General features: G+C 26.6%; 29 protein-coding genes, 4 tRNA genes and 2 pseudogenes. 16 read left to right on the forward strand and 19 right to left on the reverse strand.

Annotated features, from left to right (window positions below; translation table 4 throughout):
- Positions 1-10: 10 nt before the first annotated feature.
- From AAHM76_RS01755 to AAHM76_RS01765, 3 genes are all read right to left on the reverse strand, one after another.
- Complete coding sequence (locus AAHM76_RS01755) at positions 11-250, reverse strand: IS3 family transposase (RefSeq protein WP_342256406.1); 240 nt, start codon at positions 248-250, stop codon at positions 11-13.
- A gap of 53 nt (positions 251-303) precedes the next feature.
- Positions 304-525, reverse strand: coding sequence for a hypothetical protein (locus AAHM76_RS01760; RefSeq protein ID WP_342256407.1), 222 nt, complete (start codon positions 523-525; stop codon positions 304-306).
- Positions 526-818: 293 nt separating this feature from the next.
- Positions 819-1535, reverse strand: coding sequence for a TrkA family potassium uptake protein (locus AAHM76_RS01765; protein ID WP_342256408.1), 717 nt, complete (start codon positions 1533-1535; stop codon positions 819-821).
- A gap of 102 nt (positions 1536-1637) precedes the next feature.
- On the opposite strand from AAHM76_RS01765, the gene AAHM76_RS01770 reads away from it, so the two are divergent.
- The 8 genes and pseudogenes from AAHM76_RS01770 (at position 1638) to AAHM76_RS01805 (ending at position 9939) form a co-directional block, all read left to right on the forward strand.
- Positions 1638-3230, forward strand: coding sequence for a TrkH family potassium uptake protein (locus tag AAHM76_RS01770; protein ID WP_342256409.1), 1593 nt, complete (start codon positions 1638-1640; stop codon positions 3228-3230).
- A gap of 69 nt (positions 3231-3299) precedes the next feature.
- Positions 3300-3390, forward strand: a tRNA-Ser gene (locus tag AAHM76_RS01775).
- Positions 3391-3520: 130 nt separating this feature from the next.
- Complete coding sequence (locus AAHM76_RS01780; RefSeq protein ID WP_342256410.1) at positions 3521-4480, forward strand: IS1/IS1595 family N-terminal zinc-binding domain-containing protein; 960 nt, start codon at positions 3521-3523, stop codon at positions 4478-4480.
- Positions 4481-4655: 175 nt separating this feature from the next.
- Positions 4656-6197, forward strand: a complete 1542-nt coding sequence (gene cls / locus AAHM76_RS01785) for a cardiolipin synthase (RefSeq protein ID WP_342256411.1) — start codon at positions 4656-4658, stop codon at positions 6195-6197.
- A gap of 60 nt (positions 6198-6257) precedes the next feature.
- Positions 6258-6944, forward strand: coding sequence for an acetyltransferase (locus AAHM76_RS01790; protein ID WP_342256412.1), 687 nt, complete (start codon positions 6258-6260; stop codon positions 6942-6944).
- A gap of 3 nt (positions 6945-6947) precedes the next feature.
- Positions 6948-8372, forward strand: a complete 1425-nt coding sequence (gene proS, locus AAHM76_RS01795; protein ID WP_342256413.1) for a proline--tRNA ligase — start codon at positions 6948-6950, stop codon at positions 8370-8372.
- A gap of 56 nt (positions 8373-8428) precedes the next feature.
- Positions 8429-8764, forward strand: a complete 336-nt coding sequence (locus AAHM76_RS01800) for a hypothetical protein (protein WP_342256414.1) — start codon at positions 8429-8431, stop codon at positions 8762-8764.
- A 60-nt stretch (positions 8765-8824) separates the two neighbouring features.
- Positions 8825-9939: pseudogene (locus tag AAHM76_RS01805) on the forward strand (IS3 family transposase).
- Here the strand turns inward: AAHM76_RS01805 and AAHM76_RS01810 are convergent.
- From AAHM76_RS01810 to AAHM76_RS01850, 8 genes and pseudogenes are all read right to left on the reverse strand, one after another.
- On the reverse strand, positions 9901-10104 hold the full coding sequence (locus AAHM76_RS01810; RefSeq protein WP_342256415.1) for a hypothetical protein: 204 nt from the start codon (positions 10102-10104) through the stop codon (positions 9901-9903). The pseudogene AAHM76_RS01805 and the gene AAHM76_RS01810 overlap by 39 nt on opposite strands.
- 53 nt (positions 10105-10157) lie before the next feature.
- Positions 10158-10436, reverse strand: coding sequence for a transposase (locus AAHM76_RS01815; protein ID WP_342256416.1), 279 nt, complete (start codon positions 10434-10436; stop codon positions 10158-10160).
- 295 nt (positions 10437-10731) lie between these two features.
- Positions 10732-11067: a hypothetical protein gene (locus AAHM76_RS01820; protein ID WP_342256417.1), complete on the reverse strand. Its 336-nt coding sequence runs from the start codon at positions 11065-11067 to the stop codon at positions 10732-10734.
- Positions 11068-11267: 200 nt separating this feature from the next.
- On the reverse strand, positions 11268-12329 hold the full coding sequence (locus tag AAHM76_RS01825) for a hypothetical protein (protein ID WP_342256418.1): 1062 nt from the start codon (positions 12327-12329) through the stop codon (positions 11268-11270).
- A gap of 40 nt (positions 12330-12369) precedes the next feature.
- On the reverse strand, positions 12370-13392 hold the full coding sequence (locus AAHM76_RS01830) for a nicotinate phosphoribosyltransferase (protein WP_342256419.1): 1023 nt from the start codon (positions 13390-13392) through the stop codon (positions 12370-12372).
- Positions 13379-14005: a YtpR family tRNA-binding protein gene (gene ytpR, locus AAHM76_RS01835; protein ID WP_342256420.1), complete on the reverse strand. Its 627-nt coding sequence runs from the start codon at positions 14003-14005 to the stop codon at positions 13379-13381. The genes AAHM76_RS01830 and ytpR overlap by 14 nt, the downstream gene beginning before the upstream one ends.
- A 2-nt stretch (positions 14006-14007) precedes the next feature.
- Positions 14008-14867, reverse strand: a pseudogene (locus AAHM76_RS01840) (M42 family metallopeptidase).
- A 9-nt stretch (positions 14868-14876) separates the two neighbouring features.
- A complete protein-coding gene (locus AAHM76_RS01850) occupies positions 14877-15071 on the reverse strand; it encodes a hypothetical protein (protein ID WP_342256422.1) in 195 nt (64 codons plus the stop codon).
- A 110-nt stretch (positions 15072-15181) separates the two neighbouring features.
- Here AAHM76_RS01850 and AAHM76_RS01855 point away from each other — a divergent pair.
- From AAHM76_RS01855 to AAHM76_RS01865, 3 genes are all read left to right on the forward strand, one after another.
- A protein-coding gene (locus AAHM76_RS01855) for an IS3 family transposase (protein WP_342256423.1) occupies positions 15182-16293 on the forward strand; the annotation gives its coding sequence in 2 pieces (ribosomal slippage) (positions 15182-15425 and positions 15425-16293; 1113 coding nt in all).
- 157 nt (positions 16294-16450) lie between these two features.
- Entirely contained in the window at positions 16451-17287 is an 837-nt protein-coding gene (locus AAHM76_RS01860; protein WP_342256424.1) for a DegV family protein, read from the forward strand.
- A 15-nt stretch (positions 17288-17302) separates the two neighbouring features.
- Positions 17303-18160, forward strand: coding sequence for a DegV family protein (locus AAHM76_RS01865; protein WP_342256425.1), 858 nt, complete (start codon positions 17303-17305; stop codon positions 18158-18160).
- Between the two features lie 55 nt (positions 18161-18215).
- Here the strand turns inward: AAHM76_RS01865 and AAHM76_RS01870 are convergent.
- Together AAHM76_RS01870 and AAHM76_RS01875 are read right to left on the reverse strand one after the other, a co-directional pair.
- Positions 18216-18308 (reverse strand) — tRNA-Ser (locus AAHM76_RS01870).
- 11 nt (positions 18309-18319) lie between these two features.
- Positions 18320-18394 (reverse strand) — tRNA-Trp (locus AAHM76_RS01875).
- A 201-nt stretch (positions 18395-18595) separates the two neighbouring features.
- Here AAHM76_RS01875 and AAHM76_RS01880 point away from each other — a divergent pair.
- Together AAHM76_RS01880 and AAHM76_RS01885 are read left to right on the forward strand one after the other, a co-directional pair.
- Positions 18596-18871 carry a transposase gene (locus AAHM76_RS01880; protein WP_342256426.1) on the forward strand — a complete coding sequence of 92 codons (276 nt, stop codon included), beginning with the start codon at positions 18596-18598 and terminating at the stop codon, positions 18869-18871.
- A gap of 53 nt (positions 18872-18924) precedes the next feature.
- Positions 18925-19128 carry a hypothetical protein gene (locus AAHM76_RS01885; protein WP_342256427.1) on the forward strand — a complete coding sequence of 68 codons (204 nt, stop codon included), beginning with the start codon at positions 18925-18927 and terminating at the stop codon, positions 19126-19128.
- Here AAHM76_RS01885 and AAHM76_RS01890 read toward each other — a convergent pair.
- Positions 19090-20201 (reverse strand): IS3 family transposase gene (locus AAHM76_RS01890; protein ID WP_342256428.1). Its coding sequence is split into 2 segments (ribosomal slippage): positions 19090-19958 and positions 19958-20201, totalling 1113 coding nucleotides; the frame shifts between segments, so codons are not numbered across the junction. The two genes, AAHM76_RS01885 and AAHM76_RS01890, sit on opposite strands and share 39 nt — an antisense overlap.
- 166 nt (positions 20202-20367) lie before the next feature.
- On the opposite strand from AAHM76_RS01890, the gene AAHM76_RS08335 reads away from it, so the two are divergent.
- Positions 20368-20775, forward strand: coding sequence for a transposase (locus AAHM76_RS08335; RefSeq protein WP_425289448.1), 408 nt, complete (start codon positions 20368-20370; stop codon positions 20773-20775).
- 142 nt (positions 20776-20917) lie between these two features.
- Here the strand turns inward: AAHM76_RS08335 and AAHM76_RS01895 are convergent.
- The 4 genes from AAHM76_RS01895 to AAHM76_RS01910 form a co-directional block, all read right to left on the reverse strand.
- A tRNA-Trp gene (locus tag AAHM76_RS01895) sits at positions 20918-20993 on the reverse strand.
- A gap of 71 nt (positions 20994-21064) precedes the next feature.
- A complete protein-coding gene (locus AAHM76_RS01900; RefSeq protein WP_342256429.1) occupies positions 21065-21550 on the reverse strand; it encodes a Fur family transcriptional regulator in 486 nt (161 codons plus the stop codon).
- Between the two features lie 14 nt (positions 21551-21564).
- Positions 21565-21789, reverse strand: coding sequence for an acyl carrier protein (locus AAHM76_RS01905; RefSeq protein ID WP_342256430.1), 225 nt, complete (start codon positions 21787-21789; stop codon positions 21565-21567).
- 71 nt (positions 21790-21860) lie between these two features.
- Complete coding sequence (locus AAHM76_RS01910; RefSeq protein WP_342256431.1) at positions 21861-22211, reverse strand: hypothetical protein; 351 nt, start codon at positions 22209-22211, stop codon at positions 21861-21863.
- Between the two features lie 53 nt (positions 22212-22264).
- On the opposite strand from AAHM76_RS01910, the gene AAHM76_RS01915 reads away from it, so the two are divergent.
- A protein-coding gene (locus AAHM76_RS01915; protein ID WP_342256432.1) for an IS3 family transposase occupies positions 22265-23376 on the forward strand; the annotation gives its coding sequence in 2 pieces (ribosomal slippage) (positions 22265-22508 and positions 22508-23376; 1113 coding nt in all).
- Positions 23377-23417: 41 nt separating this feature from the next.
- Entirely contained in the window at positions 23418-24011 is a 594-nt protein-coding gene (locus tag AAHM76_RS01920; protein ID WP_342256433.1) for an IS3 family transposase, read from the forward strand.
- On the opposite strand, the gene AAHM76_RS01925 is transcribed toward AAHM76_RS01920, so the two are convergent.
- Positions 24004-24246 (reverse strand): hypothetical protein, encoded by a 243-nt coding sequence (locus AAHM76_RS01925; RefSeq protein ID WP_342256434.1) that lies wholly within the window; start codon positions 24244-24246, stop codon positions 24004-24006. The genes AAHM76_RS01920 and AAHM76_RS01925 overlap by 8 nt on opposite strands.
- Positions 24247-24442 lie beyond the last annotated feature (196 nt).

Below are 24442 nucleotides of genomic sequence, written 5' to 3' on the forward strand. Positions count from 1 at the left end.
CATTTGTATTTTAATGTTTGTATTTGATTTTTGTATAATTTGAAATTAAGTTATATTTTTTCATTATGTTGCTGATTTTTACACGAGATAACATGATATTTTTCTGAGCTAATATAACTTTAATTTTGCGTGTTCCATAATTTTTACGACTTTTTAGAAAAATACTGATAACAGCATTATCAATGTTTTGAGTATTCTTGGGATTATTTGCTTTTAATTGATAGTAATATGTTGATCTAGCAAATTTCAATGTTTTACATAAATTAATAATTGGATATTTTGCTTTGTTATTTTTAATGATTACTATTTTTTGCCGATTATCAGTGTTGCTTGCTTTAAAATGTCATTTTCCATTTCTAATTGTTTAACTTTTTTACGTAATTGAATTAATTTGTTTTCTTCTGGCGTTCTATTATCTTTAGTTTTAAATGAGCCCCCCGAGTTGCTAAAATGGTGAGCTCATTTCCAAACAGTAGATTTACCAATTTGATAATCATTGACTAATTGTTCAGGAGTTTGACCCATTTTGTAAAGACCAACAATTTGTTGCTTAAATTAATCAGTATAATGATTCTTCGCCATAATTACACCTCCATTGTAGTTTAATTATAAATATTTACTCTACATTATTGTTGTCTAATTTATCTTAACCCATCCAAAGTTTTCATTCATTACTTAAGAAAGCTACAATCCATAATAAAATATATAATTCACATGAAGAATATATACAAGATGTTATAAAATGAAATACATGATATTAAAATCGTAAAGAAAAAGATATAATTAAAAAAAAAGTAAATACTTTTTATTAGTACTTACTAAAATGGGTGCACTCTATTACCATCTTTTTCATATTCTTGATCAATTTTTTGTAATTTAATTGTTAAATCATTAATTGCACTAATTTTAGCAATAAATAATAATTCATCATCTAATTTAATTGTTTCAACATCTCCGGGTAAAATAACACGGCCTTTACGTTTAACATAAACAATATTATAATCTTTATTATTAATAAAACGTAATTCTGATAATGTTTGTCCTTCAATATTTGGATCAGTCACTTGAATAATTAATGATGCATAATTTTCATCAACAGTTTGCATTTCAATTTCAATATCAAACATTGCTTTAGTTGCAGTAATACTTCCGGCCATTGTATCGGGTTGGATAATATTGTTAATTCCTAATGCTTTTAGAATTCGTGCATGACGAATATCTTTTACTTTTGCAATAATATTAGTAATCCCAAGGTCTTGTAATCCAATAATTGTTAAAATACTAGCTTCAATATTACTTGCGATTGTGATAATGACAGTATCGTATTCGTCTAGTCCTTGCTCAATTAGATTTGTTTTAACTGTTGCATCTAATGCTACGCCATCAACTTGTTCATAACTAGCAATCATATTATTAACCTTAGTTTGGTCAATATCAAAGACCATAATATGTTGTTTTCGCACAATTAGTGTTTCAATTATTGAACGTCCAAAATTATTTAGTCCAATAATTGCAAAACTTTTTCTTCTTGCCATTCCTTCCCCCCTTATTGCATCTTTAATTATACTATTTTTTTTATTATTAGCAATAATTACTAACTTGTAGTATATAATAATATTAATGAAAGAGGGACACAAATGGTTTTTTTTCAATTATATTTCAAAAATATTTTTAAAAGAAAAAATGATAATAAACAACAACGTAATAATGATCCAACTGCACCATTAACACGACATCGTCATTGGTTACCCTTCTCAAAAATATCGGGAAGATTATTTTTAGTTTATATTTTAATTGTTCTTTTAGGTGGACTACTGTTATCAATTCCAGGTTTTGTTCATGGCGGAGAACGGATGATTCTTGATGGAAAAGGTAAAATTTTAAACCCTTCAGTTACTTTTGCGTGAAATTATTTAATTGGTTTATTTACTGCCGCTAGTTCTTTTTCTGATACTGGGATTACAATTAGTAATCCAGCAGCGGATTATAGTTTTTGAGGACAGTTGGTAATTTTAATTTTAATTCAAACAGGTGGTTTTGGAATTGCCACTTTTAAAATTATGATTTTTGTATGATTAGGGCGCCGAATTTCAATTAAAGATAAAATGCTAGTGCAAGGTGAACGAGGAAGTAGTAACTTTGGGCATACAATGGATTTAATTAAAAATAGTTTTATTTTTTTAATTATTTTGGAATGTTTTGGGGCAATTTTATTATTTTGTAATTTTTATTTTTCACCGTTATCAGTAGAAGGAAAATTCATGATTGATAATGTTACTTATCATAATTTTTGACGAAGTTTATGAAGTGGTGTTTTCCACTCAATTTCATCAATAAATAATGCTGGGTTTGATATTATTGGTAATTCATCATTAATGCCTTATAATACTAATTATTTTATTCAATTTGTGTTTTTATTCCAATTTATTATTGGTGGTTTAGGTTTTCCAACTTTTTACGATTTAAAACGAAAATTTGTAGCATGACGACGAAAAGAACATGTTAAATTTACCTTATTTACTAAAATTAATTTAATTACTTATATTGGTTTATCAATTATTGGTGTTTTTAGTGTTTGACTAATTGAATTTACGAATATTAATATAATTCACCCTGAAACTGGTCAGCATATGGAAAGTATTTTACGAAATTCAAAATCAAATTGAAATGGTTTTATGAATATTTTCTTTAATACAATGTCAACCAGAAATGCAGGTTATTCAACAGTTGAAATGAGTAACTTTTTACCAGGATCACGAATAGTGATGTCAATTATGATGTTTATTGGTTCAGCGCCTTCTTCTACTGCGGGGGGAATTCGAACAACAACCTTAGCTGTTATTATCATTACAATTTGGTCTATTATTCGGAATAATAATAGTGTTAATGCTTTTAAACGGAAAATTCCAAATGAAACAGTAAAACGAGCTTTAGGAGTTACTGTTATTTCGGGAGGTTTAATTGCAATTGCTATTATTTGTATTAGTGTTGAAAATCCTCATCTTGATGTTTTAAATACTTTTTTTACAATTTGTAGTGCATTTGGGACAACAGGATTAAGTACTTTAAATTTTACCGAACTATATAACATTGGTATTTTAAGTACTTTAATATTGATTCTATTAATGTTTATTGGGCAATTAGGAGTTTCTTCAACATTATTAGTTTCAATTCGTGGAAGTGGCGAAAAAGAATACAGTTATGTTGAAAAAAATATTTTAATTGGATAGGTTGAAAAAAATAATCTTTTTCTCTTGTTTAAAATGATATCTTTTGTATAATATATAGGGTATCACCACGGAACAGTACTCAAGTTGGTGAAGAGGGCACCCTGCTAAGGTGTTAGGTCGGGTAACCGGCGCGAGAGTTCGAGTCTCTCCTGTTCCGCCATTTAATTACATTTAACAAAAAAAAGTAATAAAGAGTTATAAATAATTTCTTTAATTTTGTAGAAAACTCTTGATATTTATAAAATATACCTAAAATTAGGTATATTTTTAATATAAGAGGTGAATAATTAATGGAAAAAATAATTGAAGAATTAATAAATAGTTTAACAGATGATCAATTTTTAGAATTTCATGAAAAAGTAAAAAAAGAAGCAGAATTAATTAAAAAACAAAAACGCTTAAATGAAATTGATCAAAAATTTAGGGATAAAGGTATTAAATGTCCTAATTGTCAATCTTTTTATTGTGTTAAAAATGGTCATAATCCTGAAGGAAAACAAAAATATTTATGCAAAAAATGTCGTGCTAGTTTTGATGCTTTTCGTGATCATTTTACGTATTGAAGTCATTTAAATTATGAACAGTGAAATTTATTGATTCAAATTTCATTATTAGGCCAATCTAGTAAAATGATTTCCCACTTTATTAAAACATCACCGAAAACCGCTTGATATAATAGCCGAAAAATAATGAAATCAAAACAATTAGAAAACACCCAATTAAAATTTAAAACGTTAAATGGCCAAATTCAAATCGATGAAACATTTATTAAAGAAATCCACAAAGGTAATTTTAAAGATAAATTTGATAAAAGAAAAATTCATCTTGATTCATTTTCAACCAACACTAAATGTTGTGTTCAAATGGCTGTTGATAGCAATAATAATATTTATGTTAAATCAACCAACACAAAACGATTACAAAAACAGTGAATTATTGAAAATATTAATAAACAATTAATCAAAGAAAATTCAATTATTATTTCTGACATGCAACCATTATATTTATTAGTAGCAAAACAAACAAATTCTATTTTATTAGCAACTAAAACTAGTACAAATCCTGATGCTAGTTATCGGAAGTTAAATAAAATTAGTAAATTACAATCAAATCTTAAAGAATCCTTAATTCATTATCATGGCTTAGGTTTCGCGAACATTCAAAATTATTTAAATCTCTGAAAATGAAAATACCAGCATAAAGGTTTAACGCCAAACCAACAATCATCGGTATTATATTTTAACGTATAAAAAAGTTAAATAACAATATTAAAAGTTTATATAATTTTCTTTTAAAGTTATCATATTGATGATTTTTTTTATTTCATCAAGAGTTTTCTACAAAATCAAAAAATAATTTTTATAACTCTTTTTAAATTATTGGTATAATAAAAGTAGTAATATTGTGCAATAAAGGGGAAACATAATGAAAAATTGATTAAAAATTATTTTATCAATGATTTTTTTATTTGGTATGGCGATTATGGGGTTACTTGTTGTAGTTGTTATTTTCAATGTTAAATTCTTATATATTTTTTTAGGAATTGTTATTATTGATTTAATTTTCTCATTCTTTTTCTTTTTTTCCAAACGACGTTATGAAGTTAAATTTTCTTGAATTATTTTTATTAATTTTGTGCCATTTATTAGTTTATGTTCATATGTTTTTTTTGGACGAAAATACCATTATTCAAATAAAAAATCATTATTGTACAATCATTTAAATAAATTAGAATATGATACTTATTGTAAAAAAAATAAGATATGTTTAATAAAATATACTGCTCCTAATCAAAAATTTGGGAATGTTGTTGAATTATTAATGCGGCATGCAAATAAGCCATTATACCAAAATAATAAAATTAAAATAATTACAAATGGGACCCGTGTTTTTAAATCATTGTTAACAGATTTACAACAAGCACAACAATATATTTTATTAACTTATTTTATTGTTGCTGATGGTGAACTATTTGAATCTTTTTTAGCAGTGTTAGAAGAGCGAATTGCTGCTGGTGTTCGAGTTTATATGATTTATGACCATGTTGGTAGTTACTTTAAAATTAGTAAAAAAAGTATTAAAAAATTAATTAAAGCTGGTGTTCGAGTTCATAAATATTTGCCAATTATTACACCTTTTATTAGTGGGAATGCCAATTATCGTAATCATCGTAAAGATGTTATTATTGATGGTTTAATTGGTTATACTGGTGGGATTAATTTAGCTGATTTATATGCTGATAAATCATGAAAATTTGGAATTTTTCATGATACACAAGTACGAATTGAAGGTGAAGCGGTTCGAGGTTTGGAAGTAATTTTTGCTGATGACTGATTTTTTGCAACTACTAAACGTCATGAAATAATCACATATTTAGAACCAGCTATTTTAGCACCAAAAGATTACAATATGAAGGGTAAATCACATTTACAAATTGTTAATCATAGTCCTAGCATTGATCATTCCATTACCAAAGACCTATATATTTCATTAATTAACAAAGCTCGTAAACGAGTTTGATTATCAACTCCTTATTTTATTCCACCAGATGATCTTATTCAAGCTTTAATTCTTGCAGCACGCGCTGGAGTTGATGTTCGTTTAACAATTCCGGGTTTGACTGATAAAATTTTTGTTTTAGATATAACAAAAAGTTACTGTAAACCTTTATTTGCTAATGGTGTTAAAATTTATGAAATGAATAATACTTTTAGTCATAATAAAATTGCTATTTTTGATGATGATATTGCTGTGATTGGGACTTGTAATTTAGATTACCGTAGTTTCTTTTCTGATCATCAAACAACAGCAGTAATTTATGATCCAGAAGTGGTGGCAAGTTTTATTCCTCGTTGGGAATGAGATTATGAACATTCAATTTTATGACAGGAATGACCAATTAAATATAAACCCTTAATTTATCGACTATTGTTAACATGTTTAAAATTAGTCGCACCAATTTTATAAGTTAATGCTAATATAAAGAATAATTTTTTGTATAATTAATATGTGAAGGAGGGGGGTATAATGCTATTTAATAAATTAAAAAATAAAGATGACAAAGAAAAGGAACATCAGAAAGAAAAAAAGAATAACTTATTACAAGAAAAATCATTGTCATCATCATACAATTTAGAAAGTAGTTTGTTTGAAGATGAAGATGATAATAGTAAAACTAAAACTGGTTTTAGTTTTAAACGGCGTAAAACGCACAAAATTATTAAAGAATTAAATCGCCAGCGAATTAAATCATTATTGTTTTATACTGATACTAGTAATGTTTTACGGCAATTGGAATTTGGGCTACAGCCAGTTAAGAATATTCATTTAGCAAAAGAAAGTGAATATATTGTTTGAACATATTTAGAAAAACCTGATCATTTAGAGTTTGAGTTAGATAATTCAACGCGACATTATTTTTGAAGTTGAATTGCAGAGCAAAAAGTTGATCCAAGTCAAATTGCTGTGATTGCAATTGATATTCAAAATTTATTTCATTTAACAAAAAAAGATTGAGAATATGATTATGTAACCCGCCGCGTAAAAGTTTTTGAAGATGTGAAACCAGAAACAATTCGATGAGTATTAATGAAAAATAATCAGTATTTAAATCGAATTCAAATGTATGTTAAAAGTAATAATTTAAAACTTAAAATTTTTCAAGGTGAAAAAGGAAATATTTCTAATGTGTTAACAGAAGGTAGAAAGAAGTAAATAATGAAGAGAAAGTTAGAGAAAATTACTCTACGTGAAGTTGATTTTGCGCAATGATATACTGATATTGTTTTAAATGCTGATTTAATTGCCTATGGGCCAGTCAAGGGAACAACTATTTTTAAACCTTATGGATATGCAATTTGAGAAAATATTCAAAAAATTTTAGATGCTAAATTTAAAAAAAATGGTGTAAAAAATGTTTATTTTCCTTTACTAATTTCAAAAAATATTTTTAATAAAGAAAAAGAACATATTGAAGGGTTTTCACCAGAAATTGCAACAGTAACAAAAGTTGGAGATAAAGTTTTAGATGAAGAATTATACATTCGACCAACATCAGAAGTTCTTTTTGGAACCTTTTTTAGTAAAGAAATCCAAGGTTATCATGATTTACCATTGTTATATAATCAATGAGTTAATGTTTTGCGTTGAGAAAAAACAACCCGCCCGTTTTTACGTACAAGTGAATTTTTATGACAAGAAGGGCATACAATTCATAGTTCAAAACAAGAAGCACAGCAATTTACTTTAAAAATTTTAGATATTTATGCTACTTTTGCAGAAAAAACTTTATTATTACCAGTGATTAAAGGGCAAAAAACAGAACGTGAAAAATTTGCTGGGGCAGAAGAAACTTATACGATTGAATCATTAATGTATGATGGTCAAGCTTTACAATGTGGGACTAGTCATTATTTTGGCCAAAATTTTTCTAAGGCATTTGATATTAAATTTTCAAATCAAAAAAATACTTTAGAATATGCTTACTCAACATCGTGAGGGGTTTCAACGCGTTTGATAGGGGGGATTATTATGACGCATAGTGATGATAATGGACTAGTATTACCACCACAAATTGCTCCAATTCAAATTATGATTTTACCAATTAATAATGATAATGATGAGCAATTATCTGCAGTTGAGCAACTACAAAAAAAATTACACAAATATCGTTGTGAAATTGATCAATTAGACAAAGGTTTTGGGTTTCGTGCAGCTAATGCGGAAATTAAGGGAATTCCATTGCGAATTGAAATTGGAGCTCGTGATTTAGCACAGCAACAAGTTACAATTGCTCGTCGTGATACTTTTGAAAAAATTACTGTTTCATGAACAGAAGTTGAAAAAGTAGTTTCTGATTTATTAGATCAAATTGCAACAAATTTATACCAAAGAGCTTTGAATAATCGTCACCAACGAACAAAAGAAATTGATAATTATTCAGAGTATAAAAAAACTTTAACAAAAATGAATGGTTTATTTTTAGTGCCATTTTGTGGTCGCAATGAGTGTGAAGATACAATTAAAGCTGAAACACAAACAACATCACGTTGTATTCCATTTGATGTGCCAACAAAAAAAACAACTTGTTTTCATTGCGGGCAACCATCAACTAATTTAGTTTATTTTGCTCGAGCTTACTAATAAAAAAGAAATCTCTTTTATTTTTGATAAATTTCAATTGTAAAGGAGGTTTTTATTTGTTTAATCAAAATTTTATTGAAGAGCCATTAGCAGTTTATAATTCTTTTCAGTTTGCTTCTAATAATAAAATTAATTTAGCATTAGATTTAACAATTCCTTTATTTGCTTTTGATAATGATGATAATAGTAAGGCCCATGCTTTTTATATTCGTCCTAATATTGGAAATTTAAAACCATGGTTTAATCCAACCGGTGAATTAACAACAGCATATAAAACTGACCATGAACCAAACGCCAAATTGCTTGATGTTTTTAAAAAACGTTTTTTTCAATTTAATTTTAATTTTTCAATGTTAAAAGTATATTGAAATTGGATAGGCTCCAATTATTAGGACCATAATTATATAGACTTCAAAATTAGATAAAATTATTAAGAAAGAAGGAATATAAAAATGGGAAATAAAACTTCATACTCTGAAGAATTTAAAAAACAAATTGTCATGCTATATAAAAATGGTAAAAGTGTTATTAATCTAGGGCAAGAATATAATTTACCAAAACCAACTATTTATAGTTGAGTTAAAAATTATAATAATTCTGGTTCATTTAAAGCAAAAGACAATCGCACACTAGAAGAAAATGAAATAATAACTTTACGAAAAGAACTTAAAGACTTGAAAATGGAAAATGACATTTTAAAGCAAGCCGCACTGATGATAATGGCTAAAAAATAACAATAATTAATAACAACAAAACAAAATATTCAGTAAGAAAAATATGTAATATTTTGGGTTTATCAAAATCAACGTATTATTATCAAACTAATAAATGTATTAACAAGCAAGTTAATAATTATGAACAAGAAATTATCAGTGCCTTTAATAAAAGTCGCAAAATTTATGGGGCTCGCAAAATTAAAGTTATTTTAAACAGAAAAGATATCATCTTATCGCGGCGAAAAATCAGATTCTTTATGATCAAAAATAATTTGGTTTCTAAATACACCAAATTAAAATATCATAATCATAAAACAACAGTCAATAATGACCAAATTAATAATATTTTAAATCGTCAATTTAACAACAAAAAACCTAATGAAGTTATTGTTAGTGATTTAACATATGTTCAAGTTGGCGCTAAATGACATTATATTTGTTTATTAATTGACTTGTTTAATCGTGAAATAATTGGTTATAGTGCTGGGCCGAATAAAACAGCCGAACTGGTCCAGCAAGATTTTCATAAAATAACACGACCATTAAATCAAATAACTCTATTTCATACTGATCGTGGTAATTAGTTTAAAAATAAAATCATTGATGAAATTTTAATAACTTTTAATATTAAAAGATCATTAAGCAATAAAGGCTACCCTTATGATAATGCTGTGGTTGAAACAACTTACAAAACTTTTAAAACTGAATTTATTAAGGGTAAAAAATTTAAAAATTTAACAAAATTAAAATACGAACTTTTTGATTTTGTGCATTGATATAACAATATTCGAATTCATGGCAGTTTAAATCATTTATCTCCAGTTACTTTTAGAAAACAAATGTCTATATAAAAAGTGTCCTAAAAAGTGTTGCCATTCCATAACTTTAATTTTGCGATCCCCATAAATTTTGCGACTTTTATTAAAGGCACTGATAATTTCTTGTTCATAATTATTAACTTGCTTGTTAATACATTTATTAGTTTGATAATAATACGTTGATTTTGATAAACCCAAAATCTTACATGTTTTTCTTACTGAATATTTTGTTTTGTCGTTATTAATTATTGTTATTTTTTGGCCATTATCAGTGCGGCTTGCTTTAAAATGTCATTTTCCATTTTCAAGCCTTTAAGTTCTTTTCGTAAAGTTATTATTTCATTTTCTTCTAGTGTGCGATTGTCTTTTGCTTTAAATGAACCAGAATTATTATAATTTTTAACTCAACTATAAATAGTTGGTTTTGGTAAATTATATTCTTGCCCTAGATTAATAACACTTTTACCATTTTTATATAGCATGACAATTTTTTTTTTAAATTCTTCAGAGTATGAAGTTTTATTTCCCATTTTTATATTCCTTCTTTCTTAATAATTTTATATAATTTTAAAATCTATATAATTATGGTCCTAATAATTGTAGCCTATCCAATGTTTTTATATTTTAAATTATATATTTTATTATTTTTTATTGCAATCTCCAAAATGTGTGTGGTATACTACAATATTCTGAAAAATTACCACTATTCGTAAAAGAATGAATAATTTCTTTTTTATCATTAAATCAAAAATACGATTTCATATGCGACAACCTATTAGGCTTATCAATAACATTAGCTTGGTTATTTAAATTATTGTGTGAAAATTATTGATTATATTTAGCAACACGTTCTTGTTTATTTTTTGCACGACCTGAATCAATATAACTACGAATAATATCAACTGAAAATTTACCTTTAACACTTTCAAATAGATACTTTTCAACAAGAGATGTACCAACAAATCCATTAATAAAAACAACATGTGCAGTATCCTTGCGTGTTTCTCTAACCATTTCTCATATTTGGCTTTTTTTAGTTTCAAAATCACCATTTATATGCCTAATGCCAAAAACAATACCTGCAGTAGCTCCTGCTGTTGCTAAAACACCAAAAGTTGTTCCTCCAATTATTATTGTTTGTTTTTTTACTTTTCTATTCATTTAATTAATTCCTATCTTTTTGTTAAACTATTTAAATATATGTGTTTTCATAATTTCATTCATATTGATATTTTATAATATTTTTTTAAATTATTTTTTTATAATAAAGGTTTTAACAAAAAAATTAGCAACAGTAAAATTGCTTGATTCTTTTATTCATTCTTTTAACCACCTCTATTAGTTTTTAAAATTTTCCTTACCTATTCATTATTATTTTCATTATCCCTTTGAACATTATTAATTTGTGTTTTAATTCGTTCACGACGTTTTGTTTCTGCTTCCTTTGCTGTTTGTTCTTCAATTTCTAACATGCTTGATAAAAAAGGATTACGATTAGTATGATATTCTTTAACATGGTCCATATCTGGTTCAGAATCACTGTTTCGTAAATCATGCAATTTCTTATGATATCCTGATGCATTTTGTGATAATGGTTTCGGGCGACGAAGAAACTGATTATTTAAATTATTTTCTTGTAAATTAAGTAGCGTTTTAAATCTGACTGCTCCCGCTTTTATTGAATTATGTTGAATTAATCGACGACGTTGATATAATGGCATATTTTCAGAAAAATTATCATCAACATGGTAAGCTTCAGCAACTGTATTGCTAATTTGTTCATTAATTTCTCTTTGCTCTTCAATTCCTTCAAACATTGCTGTTTGTTCATAATCATCCACATTATGTTGAGACATTGGATTACGAATTTTTTCTTTAATTTGTTCTAATTCTACTTTTAACTCAGCTGTTCTATCGCAAAAAATATTTGCTCCACTTTTTCGTGGCTTTAATAAAAATGATACCGTTTGTGCTGTTGGTTCAGATATATTTTTAGTTTTTAAAGTTGATGGAATAATTTCTTTATTTGTAACTATGTCATATTTTCGAAAATATGGTTCAATTTTAGTTTTATCAAAAGATGAGATCTTTTCTTCAGTAATATGAATTTTCGCTAATTTGGCCTTCTTCTCACTAACCCGCTGATCAATAATATCCTCAATCAATGTTATGGAGCTATTTTCTTTTTGTTGTTTATATGAATGCGACATATTAACTTTAAATTCATCAGCACCATCTAATTTTTTTCCATATAAAGGTGAAATAACTTCACATAATGATGTTAAAGGAGATCTATTCTTATTATTTTCAATTATAATTTTTTTGTTTTCTTTTTGATGTTGTTTTCGTTCCTGTTTTAAATGAGGATAAGCATCATCATGATTATAATAAGACTCTATTTTATGGTTTTTATTTTCACTCATCATGAAAACCCCCTTTATTACATATATTATAAAACATTTATTATTTTTTAACTAGTCGATTCGAAGCAATATTACTCCGCCCAACCTTCGCTTGATCAACACCATTTAATTGAACAGCATCACCAGTAAAGCCAATATTAATTTTTGCCAACGATTCACCAACGCCATAAATATCAACAGGGACACCTTCTTTTTCAAAATCATGGATTTTTTGAGCATTAAATCCTGATGAAACAATAATTTTAATATGTCGATATCCTGCCTTATCAAGAGTTTTACGTAAAGCACGAATTAAGTGTTTATTAACACCATTAATTTCACTACTTGGATACTTATCTTCTTTTCCAAGAAAATATTTATCAATTAATGATTGAGAAGTATCAACACGAACTGCATATAAATTTGAAAATGCATGTGCTACTTGCAAAGTATCAGTAATAACATCATTATTATAATCAACTAAAGCCACTAATTTATCAGTTGGATAAAATTTTTGATAAGCTTTCAAAGCTGCAATTAAATCACCATTAAAAGCTTGGATTAAAGCATGTGGAACAGTGCCCATAGGCTCATAATTACCAACTAGTTTTGTTACTTGCGCTGTTGTAACAAAATTAGTTATTCCACCAATTTTTGCAGAATAACCATCATTTTCTTGATTATAATAATAATCACTACGATCATTCATATATATCACTGGCTTATTATTAGCTGCTTGTAATACACGATAACAATTTGTTGCAATACTTGTTTGTCGTGCTAAAATGCCATCAATAATACCCTCTAAATGACCAAACTGATAATAATGCCCAGTTACTTTTAAAACTGGTTCATTATCTTGAATTAAATCACCATCGGTTAAGGCGGTGATTTCTAAACTTTCTGCATTAAAAGCTTCTGTTTTTAATAATTCAACACATTCATTAACGCCTGCTAAAATAACATTTTCTTCACGTTGAAAAAACTGCATTGTTATTAAATCATTTGTTTTTTCATTTTTTAAAATATTTGCTGTTTTTAAAAAATAAATTGCACTATAATATCCTGCCCTAATTTTGCCCATTATAATATTCCTTTCAAAAATTATTTCCCATATGATATTGTTGCTTTGATAATAACATAATTTTTTTACCAATAATAGTAACTGGTAATCCCAATTCGCGTTCAGAACAAAGCATTCCATTTGAAATAACTCCTAGTAATTCACTAGGAACAATTTTTAAACCTGAAGGCATAATTGTCCCAACACGCACAACAACAACCAATTGGCCAATATCACAATTATCAGCTCCACAAATAATTTGTTCAGTTGATAAGCCAATGTCTACTTGACAAATATTTAATTTATCAGAATTAGGATGTTTTTTACTCTCAATAATTTTACCAACAATAAATTGTGGTTGTTGATTAATATTAAAATAATAATCATTTTGTTTAAAAATAGTTCATAACTCTGTTAATAAATCATAATTATCACTATTAATTCCTAACTTCAAAGGTGTTGTTAAATGTTTACTATCATTTAACAAATTAAACCCACAACATTGGTGATTTTGATTATAAAATAAGACATAATCATTATTAATAACATAATTAACTTCATCAGGTGTTGATTCATATCCCATTAAAACATCAAAGCCTTGATTATAAAATAAACCAATTTTTTTTGTTCCCATTTTTACTCCTTACTGCTTCAATTAAATCCTTTAATTTTTTTTTCATCTAGATCTTCAATAATTGTTGTTACTAACTTAATTGTTTTATTAAAGTAATCTAAATCAATAATACCACTAATTGTATGCAAATTACGGGCAATTAAACACGCTTGAATAGTTGGAATACCAGCTGTTGTTAAATGAACAGCTCCAGCATCAGTTCCTCCTGGCGAAATATAAAATTGATATTTTATTGCATGTTCTTTCATCAATTTAAGTTGATATTGAATTAAATCATAACGCGTAATATAACCATTATCCACTCCGCGCAACATTACACCTTGTCCTAATTGGCCAAAAGTTGTTGTTGATTCATAATCTTGTCCTGGTGAAATATCAGTTATAATTGCAAAATCATGGTTAATTAATGCTGTCGCTGTTTTAGCGCCGCGAGTTCCAACTTCTTCTTGCACACTAAAACCAACATATAAATCATAATCTAATTGTTTATTTTTAACTTGTTCTAAAACTTCTAATCCTAAAATAACACCCATTCGGTTATCAATCGCTTTCGATAATAATCGTTTATCATTTAAGAAAACTGTTGGTCCTTCACAAATTACAAAATTTCCTTCTCGAATTCCAGCTTTATAGGCTTCTGCTTGTGAAAAAAACCAAAATAAACTAACATATTAGCAATTGGCGTTGGTTTTAACCGATCTTCTGATGATAACAAATGCGGTGCAATTGCTGAAATCGCACCAGTCAAAAACGTTCCATCATCTTTTAATAACTTTACCCGTTTAGCTAATAATGTTTGTTCTCAAATACCCCCTAATGGATTAATGCGAACTAAACATTTACTATTAATTTGGATGACCATAAAGCCAACTTAATCACCATGTACCATTAACATTACCTTTTTTGGATTTGTAATTCCTTTTTGATTTCGAATTACAGCAAAGAAACCCCCTAAATTATCCTGAATTATTTCTGAAGTATATTTTTGATAATATTGTTTTAATAGTTTAACAACTTCTTGTTCACATCCAGATGGTCCAAATGCTTGTAAAATAGTCTCATACATTTTTTTCTGTTCAGTAGTAATTTTTATTGTGGATAGGCTACAATTATTAGGACCATAATTATATAGACTTCAAAATTAGATAAAATTATTAAGAAAGAAGGAATATAAAAATGGGAAATAAAACTTCATACTCTGAAGAATTTAAAAAACAAATTGTCATGCTATATAAAAATGGTAAAAGTGTTATTAATCTAGGGCAAGAATATAATTTACCAAAACCAACTATTTATAGTTGAGTTAAAAATTATAATAATTCTGGTTCATTTAAAGCAAAAGACAATCGCACACTAGAAGAAAATGAAATAATAACTTTACGAAAAGAACTTAAAGACTTGAAAATGGAAAATGACATTTTAAAGCAAGCTGCACTGATAATGGCCAAAAAATAACAATAATTAATAACAACAAAACAAAATATTCAGTAAGAAAAATATGTAAGATTTTGGGTTTATCAAAATCAACGTATTATTATCAAACTAATAAATGTATTAACAAGCAAGTTAATAATTATGAACAAGAAATTATCAGTGCCTTTAATAAAAGTCGCAAAATTTATGGAGCTCGCAAAATTAAAGTTATTTTAAACAGAAAAGATATCATCTTATCGCGGCGAAAAATCAGATTATTTATGATCAAAAATAATTTGGTTTCTAAATACACCAAATTAAAATATCATAATCATAAAACAACAGTCAATAATGACCAAATTAATAATATTTTAAATCGTCAATTTAACAACAAAAAACCTAATGAAGTTATTGTTAGTGATTTAACATATGTTCAAGTTGGCGCTAAATGACATTATATTTGTTTATTAATTGACTTGTTTAATCGTGAAATAATTGGTTATAGTGCTGGGCCGAATAAAACAACCGAACTGGTCCAACAAGCTTTTCATAAAATAACACGACCATTAAATCAAATAACTCTATTTCATACTGATCGTGGTAATGAGTTTAAAAATAAAATCATTGATGAAATTTTAATAACTTTTAATATTAAAAGATCATTAAGCAATAAAGGCTGCCCTTATGATAATGCTGTGGCTGAAACAACTTACAAAACTTTTAAAAATGAATTTATTAAGGGTAAAAAATTTAAAAATTTAACACAATTAAAATACGAAATTTTTGATTTTGTGCATTGATATAACAATATTCGAATTCATGGCAGTTTAAATTATTTATCTCCAGTTACTTTTAGAAAACAAATGTCTATATAAAAAGTGTCCTAAAAAGTGTTGCCATTCCATTGTTTTCTTCCTTTCATCCTTGAAATTATTATATCAAAGTTTATAATTAATATATTGTTAAGACTTTAACAATACCTTAACTTAGATTCAATGTTACTTAAGAGATAGAAATCAATGGAGGAAAAATATGCGCAAAGTTGCATTAATAATCGACTCATCGTCTGGAATTAAGAAAGACGATTTAAAAAAATATGAAGATACTTATTTATTACCATTATTACTAAATTTTTCAGATGGAAGTGAAGTGGAAGATGACGAAGATGTTATTTCATTTAATGAATTTTATGACATTTTAGAACATCAAGTTATCAAAACTAGTCAAATTCCAATGGGAAAAATGTTAAGTACTTGAAACGAATTGTTAAAAAAATATGACGGCATTGTTTTTATGGGATTATCAAAGGGGCTATCTGGTCAGCATGAAAATATTTCAATGTTAGCTCAAGGCGATGAATATAAAAACAAAGTCTTTGTTATTGATACTGACGGGGTAAGTCAACTGCTAGTATATATGATTGATCTAGTATATCAATGAATTAAAGAAAGAATTAAATTAACAAAAATTCAATCAAAACTTGATTTAATTAAAACAAAAGTTAGCGCCTTTATTATCCCAAAAAGTTTGGAAACTTTAAAACGCGGGGGGCGAATTACAGCGGCAGCTTTGGCATCGCTTTTGAAGATAACCCCTATTTTGAGATATGATGGTCGCATTGATAAATTTGATAAAACTAGAACATTTAAAAAAGCTGTTGAAACAGCTTTAGGACAAATAAAAAAAGAACGGCAAAATTGAAAAAATATTATTTTATTGCATTCAAAAACAGACAATGAAACATTAAAAGAAGTTTTCAATATTATTGAAGACGCGGGTGCTAAAATTACTTCAACATACATTTTGCCAAATGTTATAGCATCTCATACAGGAGTAAATACGGTTGTGCTAGTATGTTGAGATGAATAAAAGGAGGTACAACCAATGAGTAAAAAAATTGTAATCTTAACTGATTCATCAGCAGGTTTCACAACAGCAGAAATTAAACAATTGGGTATTCATGTTATTCCCTTACACATTATTTTAAATAATGAAGTTGATATATTAGATACGGAAGAAGAAACAACAAAACATAATTTTTTTGATGTTGTTCAAACAGGAACAACAAAAACAAGTCAAGCATCAACTGGTGAATTAATGGTTAAATACGACGAAATTTTAAAAACATATGATGAAATTATTCATTATCCAATTGCTGAGAAACTTTCAAGCCAATATGCAACTGCTTATCTTTTAAGTCAAGATGAAAAATACCGTGGAAAAGTTCATGTTGTTCGTAATCATACAGCAGCTTTTGCCTTAAAAACATTAATAATTTATGCTAATGAATTAACAAAACAAAAGCTTAGTGTCGAAGAAATTATTGCAAAAACAAATGAACTTGAGCAAAAAACATATATGGCAATGATACCTGGTAGTTTAGATCGTTTATCAAAAGGTGGACGTGTTGGAAAAGTTTTATTATCATTAATTAACTTATTTAAAATTAAAATTTTAATTCAATGAGGAGAACATCCTGAAAAAATTGCCTCATCACGAACTTTAAATAATTTAATTGAAACTTTAGTTGAAACATGAGAAAAATTTAAAAAAACAGTTAAAATAAACTTTCAATTATTTGTTTTAAAAACAAGTGAATGTGCTAGCAAAGTTTGAGATAATGTTACACAAAAATTAAATGAATTAAAAGTTAATTACCACACTGAAAATTTGGCTAATATCTTTGTTGCACATGCAGGGTTAAGCACAATTGCTTTTGTTGCTGTCCCACAAATTAAATAGTAATAAAAAATCATTTCTAATATTAGAAATGATTTTTTATTTTTTCTTCATTAAATGGCGGAAGTAAAGAGATTCGAACTCTTGCATGGATCACTCCATATAACGGTTTTCGAGACCGCCCCCTTCAACCAGACTTGGGTATACTTCCACTGTTTAAACTGGCAGGGGTGACAGGACTTGAACCCACAACGTACGGTGTTGGAGACCGCTGTTTTACCATTAAACTACACCCCTAAATCCTTTTTAAATCATAACATAATAACATAAATATGGCAAAATAAAAAAGTATTTCCATATAGAGTGCACCCATTTTAGTAAGTACTAATAAAAAGTATTTACTATTTTTTTAATTATATCTTTGGATGGGTTAAGATAAATTGGACAACAATAATGTAGAGTAAATATTTATAATTAAACTACAATGTAGGTGTAATTATGGCAAAGAATCATTATACTGATGAATTTAAGCAACAAATTGTTGGTCTTTACAAAATGGGTCAAACTCCTGAACAATTAGTCAATGATTATCAAATTGGTAAATCTACTGTTTGGAAATGAGCTCACCAATTTAGCAACTCGGGCTCATTTAAAGCTAAAGACAATATAACGCCAGAAGAAAACGAATTAATTCAATTACGTAAAAAAGTTAAACAATTAGAAATGGAAAATGACATTTTAAAGCAAGCCGCACTGATAATCGGCAAAAAATAGCAATCATTAAAAATAACAAAGCAAAATATCCAATTATTAATTTATGTAAAACATTGAAATTTGCTAGATCAACATATTACTATCAATTAAAAGCAAATAATCCCAAGAATACTAAAAACATTGATAATGCTGTTATCAGTATTTTTCTAAAAAGTCGTAAAAATTATGGAACACGCAAAATTAAAGTTATGGAATGGCAACACTTTTTAGGACACTTTTTATATAGACATTTGTTTTATAAAAGTAACTGGAGATAAATAATTTAAACTGCCATGAATTCGAATATTGTTATATCAATGCACAAAATCAAAAAGTTCGTATTTTAATTGTGTTAAATTTTTAAATTTTTTACCCTTAATAAATTCAGTTTTAAAAGTTTTGTAAGTTGTTTCAGCCACAGCATTATCATAAGGGCAGCCTTTATTGCTTAATGATCTTTTAATATTAAAAGTTATTAAAATTTCATCAATGATTTTATTTTTAAACTCATTACCACGATCAGTATGAAATAGAGTTATTTGATTTAATGGTCGTGTTATTTTATGAAAAGCTTGTTGGACCAGTTCGGCTGTTTTATTCGACCCAGCACTATAACCAATTATTTCGCGATTAAACAAGTCAATTAATAAACAAATATAATGTCATTTAGCGCCAACTTGAACATATGTTAAATCACTAACAATAACTTCATTAGGTTTTTTGTTGTTAAATTGACTATTTAAAATATTATTAATTTGGTCATTATTGACTGTTGTTTTATGATTATGATATTTTAATTTGGTGTATTTAGAAACCAAATTATTTTTGATCATAAAGAATCTGATTTTTCGCCGCGATAAGATGATATCTTTTCTGTTTAAAATAACTTTAATTTTGCGATCCCCATAAATTTTGCGACTTTTATTAAAGGCACTGATAATTTCTTGTTCATAATTATTAACTTGCTTGTTAATACATTTATTAGTTTGATAATAATACGTTGATTTTGATAAACCCAAAATCTTACATGTTTTTCTTACTGAATATTTTGTTTTGTCGTTATTAATTATTGTTATTTTTTGGCCATTATCAGTGCGGCTTGCTTTAAAATGTCATTTTCCATTTTCAAGCCTTTAAGTTCTTTTCGTAAAGTTATTATTTCATTTTCTTCTAGTGTGCGATTGTCTTTTGCTTTAAATGAACCAGAATTATTATAATTTTTAACTCAACTATAAATAGTTGGTTTTGGTAAATTATATTCTTGCCCTAGATTAATAACACTTTTACCATTTTTATATAGCATGACAATTTTTTTTTTAAATTCTTCAGAGTATGAAGTTTTATTTCCCATTTTTATATTCCTTCTTTCTTAATAATTTTATCTAATTTTGAAATCTATATAATTATGGTCCTAATAATTGTAGCCTATCCATTTTGATAGTTATAAACTACATGAAGTTGTTGTCAGTGATTTAACCTATTTTTTTATTAGTAACAAATGATATTATGTCTGTTTCTTAGTTGATTTATTTAATCGAGAAATTATTGGTTATGATGTTAGTTTACATAAAAATGCCAAATTAGTTGAAAGCAGCTTTAATAAACTTCAATTTTCATTAAGCAATATTAAAATATTTCACACTGATCAAGGCAGTGAATTCAATAATAATCTTATTTATAACCTGTTAGTTAAAAATGGGATTCAAAAATCTTACAGTAAACCAGGTTGTCATTATGACAATGCTGTTGCGGAATCAACATACAAAATTTTTAAAACTGAATTTATTAAAAATAATAAATTTAAAAACGTTGAGCAGTTTAAATTAGAATTATTTGATTACATTAATTGGCACAATAATATTCGAATTCATAGCAAACTAAATTATTTAACACCATTGCAATACAGAAATTATTATTCTACATAAAATTTGTCCAAAAAACCCTTGCCATTCCATTGTCCTTTTTTTGCCATATAAAAATGCACCCCATATAAAAATTTAACAAAATCTTTTTTTATTTTACTTACTTTTTGGGGTGCAGTCTTCATACTTTCATCTTTTTATGTTATGGCAGGGGTAGCAGGACTTGAACCCACAACACCCGGATTTGAAGTCCGGTGTTCTTCCGATTGAACTATACCCCTAACAAGATAAATTAAGCGCCTAAATTGGCACTTAACCATTTTAACAAAATAATAGAAAATAGCAAATAATTTTACTTATTTTCTTCATTGAAGTACTCTTCAAATTGAAGTGGCTCATATTTTTTATTATGGCACTGGTCACATATTCCATGCCCTTCAATTTTAAAATGGACTGGTTCTCAATTAATATTTGTCATTACATCTTTTAAATTATCTAACTTAATTTCATGTAAAATATTCGTATCTTTAATATGAACAACATTTTTACAAATATCACAAACCATATGAAAGGATGGGTTTTCTGCTAAATCATATCAAATTTGTTTACCATCAAAAGAATTTGTAAAAACAATATGCTCACTAATTAATAAATCAATTGTGTTGTAAACTGACATTAAATTAACATTTTTAAATTCTTGTTCTAATAATGTTACAATTTCAGTTAACGTTAAATGTTTCTTTTCTGATAAAATTTTAATAATTGCTAACCTAATTTCAGTAATTCGGTAATTTTTACTTTTTAATAACTGTACAATCCCGTCATATGATAATGTCATTGTCACCAGCTCCTTTATTTTTTAATTTCTTTAATAACTTCAACTAAATCTGCAACTGTTTTAATATCCATTAATTTATCATCTGGTATTTGAATCCCGCATTTTTTCTCAGCCTCAATAACTAAATCCATCAAATCTAATGAATCTAATCCTAATGATTTAAACTCCGTATTTAAATCAATTCGTTTATAAATTCCACGTTCTTTTAAAACTTTTTTAATTTCATCTAGCACATTCATTTAAAATCCCTCACATTTTCTTAATAATTAATATAATTATAACAAGTTTAGCAATAAAATAATAGAATTCACTAGTGTAACCTTTCTAATGTGAGCTTCCAAGCTTGATATAATTGTTGTTCATTATGATAATGATAGACAATTATTGTTTTTGAATAACTAATTTTTTCATTACTATAATAGAAACTAAGATAACTTGTTGGATGATAAAAAAACATCATTTGCGGAATTCAACATTTTAAAAAATAATAATGAAAACGAATATTATCAAAATAATATTGACCATATACATAATTAATTTTTGTTCGTAATTTTATAGGATCTAAAACAAATTTTTGTTCTGGTTGTAACTCAATATTTTCATCGTCTTTATTAAAAATATGCAAATTAACTTTTGGATAGGCTACAATTATTAGGACCATAATTATATAGACTTCAAAATTAGATAAAATTATTAAGAAAGAAGGAATATAAAATGGGAAATAAAACTTCATACTCTGAAGAATTTAAAAAACAAATTGTCATGCTATATAAAAATGGTAAAAGTGTTATTAATCTAGGGCAAGAATATAATTTGCCAAAACCAACTATTTATAGTTGAGTTAAAAATTATAATAATTCTGGTTCATTTAAAGCAAAAGACAATCGCACACTAGAAGAAAATGAAATAATAACTTTACGAAAAGAACTTAAAGACTTGAAAATGGAAAATGACATTTTAAAGCAAGCCGCACTGATAATGGCCAAAAAATAACAATAATTAATAACAACAAAACAAAATATTCAGTAAGAAAAATATGTAAGATTTTGGGTTTATCAAAATCAACGTATTATTATCAAACTAATAAATGTATTAACAAGCAAGTTAATAATTATGAACAAGAAATTATCAGTGCCTTTAATAAAAGTCGCAAAATTTATGGGGCTCGCAAAATTAAAGTTATTTTAAACAGAAAAGATATCATCTTATCGCGGCAAAAAATCAGATTCTTTATGATCAAAAATAATTTGGTTTCTAAATACACCAAATTAAAATATCATAATCATAAAACAACAGTCAATAATGACCAAATTAATAATATTTTAAATCGTCAATTTAACAACAAAAAACCTAATGAAGTTATTGTTAGTGATTTAACATATGTTCAAGTTGGTGCTAAATGACATTATATTTGTTTATTAATTGACTTGTTTAATCGCGAAATAATTGGTTATAGTGCTGGGCCGAATAAAACAGCCGAACTGGTCCAACAAGATTTTCATAAAATAACACGACCATTAAATCAAATAACTTTATTTCATACTGATCGTGGTAATGAGTTTAAAAATAAAATCATTGATGAAATTTTAATAACTTTTAATATTAAAAGATCATTAAGCAATAAAGGATGACCTTATGATAATGCTGTGGCTGAAACAACTTACAAAACTTTTAAAACTGAATTTATTAAGGGTAAAAAATTTAAAAATTTAACACAATTAAAATACCAACTTTTTGATTTTGTGCATTGATATAACAATATTCGAATTCATGGCAGTTTAAATTATTTATCTCCAGTTACTTTTAGAAAACAAATGTCTATATAAAAAGTGTCCTAAAAAGTGTTGCCATTCCAATCAACAACATAATGAAAAAATATAACTTAATTTCAAATTATACAAAAATCAAATACAAACATTCAAATACAACTGATGTTACATATAAATATAACAATTTGTTAAATCAAGATTTTGATAGTTATAAACTACATGAAGTTGTTGTCAGTGATTTAACCTATGTTTTTATTAGTAACAAATGATATTATGTCTGTTTCTTAGTTGATTTATTTAATCGAGAAATTATTGGTTATGATGTTAGTTTACACAAAAATGCCAAATTAGTTGAAAGCAGTTTTAATAAACTTCAATTTTCATTAAGCAATATTAAAATATTTCACACTGATCAAGGCAGTGAATTCAATAATAATCTTATTTATAACCTGTTAGTTAAAAATTGGATTCAAAAATCTTACAGTAAACCAGGTTGTCCTTATGACAATGCTGTTGCAGAATCAACATACAAAATTTTTAAAACTGAATTTATTAAAAATAATAAATTTAAAAACGTTGAGCAGTTTAAATTAGAATTATTTGATTACATTAATTGGTACAATAATATTCGAATTCATAGCAAACTAAATTATTTAACACCAGTGCAATACAGAAATTATTATTCTACATAAAATTTGTCCAAAAAACCCTTGCCATTCCAGCATCAGGATTTGTACTAGTTTTAGTTGCTAATAAAATAGAATTTGTTTGTTTTGCTACTAATAAATATAATGGTTGTTTGTCAGAAATAATAATTGAATTTTCTTTGATTAATTGTTTATTAATATTTTCAATAATTCACTGTTTTTGTAATCGTTTTGTGTTGGTTGATTTAACATAAATATTTTTATTGCTATCAACAGCCATTTGAATACAACATTTAGTGTTGGTTGAAAATGAATCAAGATGAATTTTTCTTTTATCAAATTTATCTTTAAAATTACCTTTGTGGATTTATTTAATAAATGTTTCATCGATTTGAATTTGGCCATTTAACGTTTTAAATTTTAATTGGGTGTTTTCTAATTGTTTTGATTTCATTATTTTTTAGCGATTATATCAA

The organism is Spiroplasma endosymbiont of Poecilobothrus nobilitatus (assembly GCF_964030655.1).
Classification (GTDB): domain Bacteria; phylum Bacillota_I; class Bacilli_A; order Mycoplasmatales; family Mycoplasmataceae; genus Spiroplasma.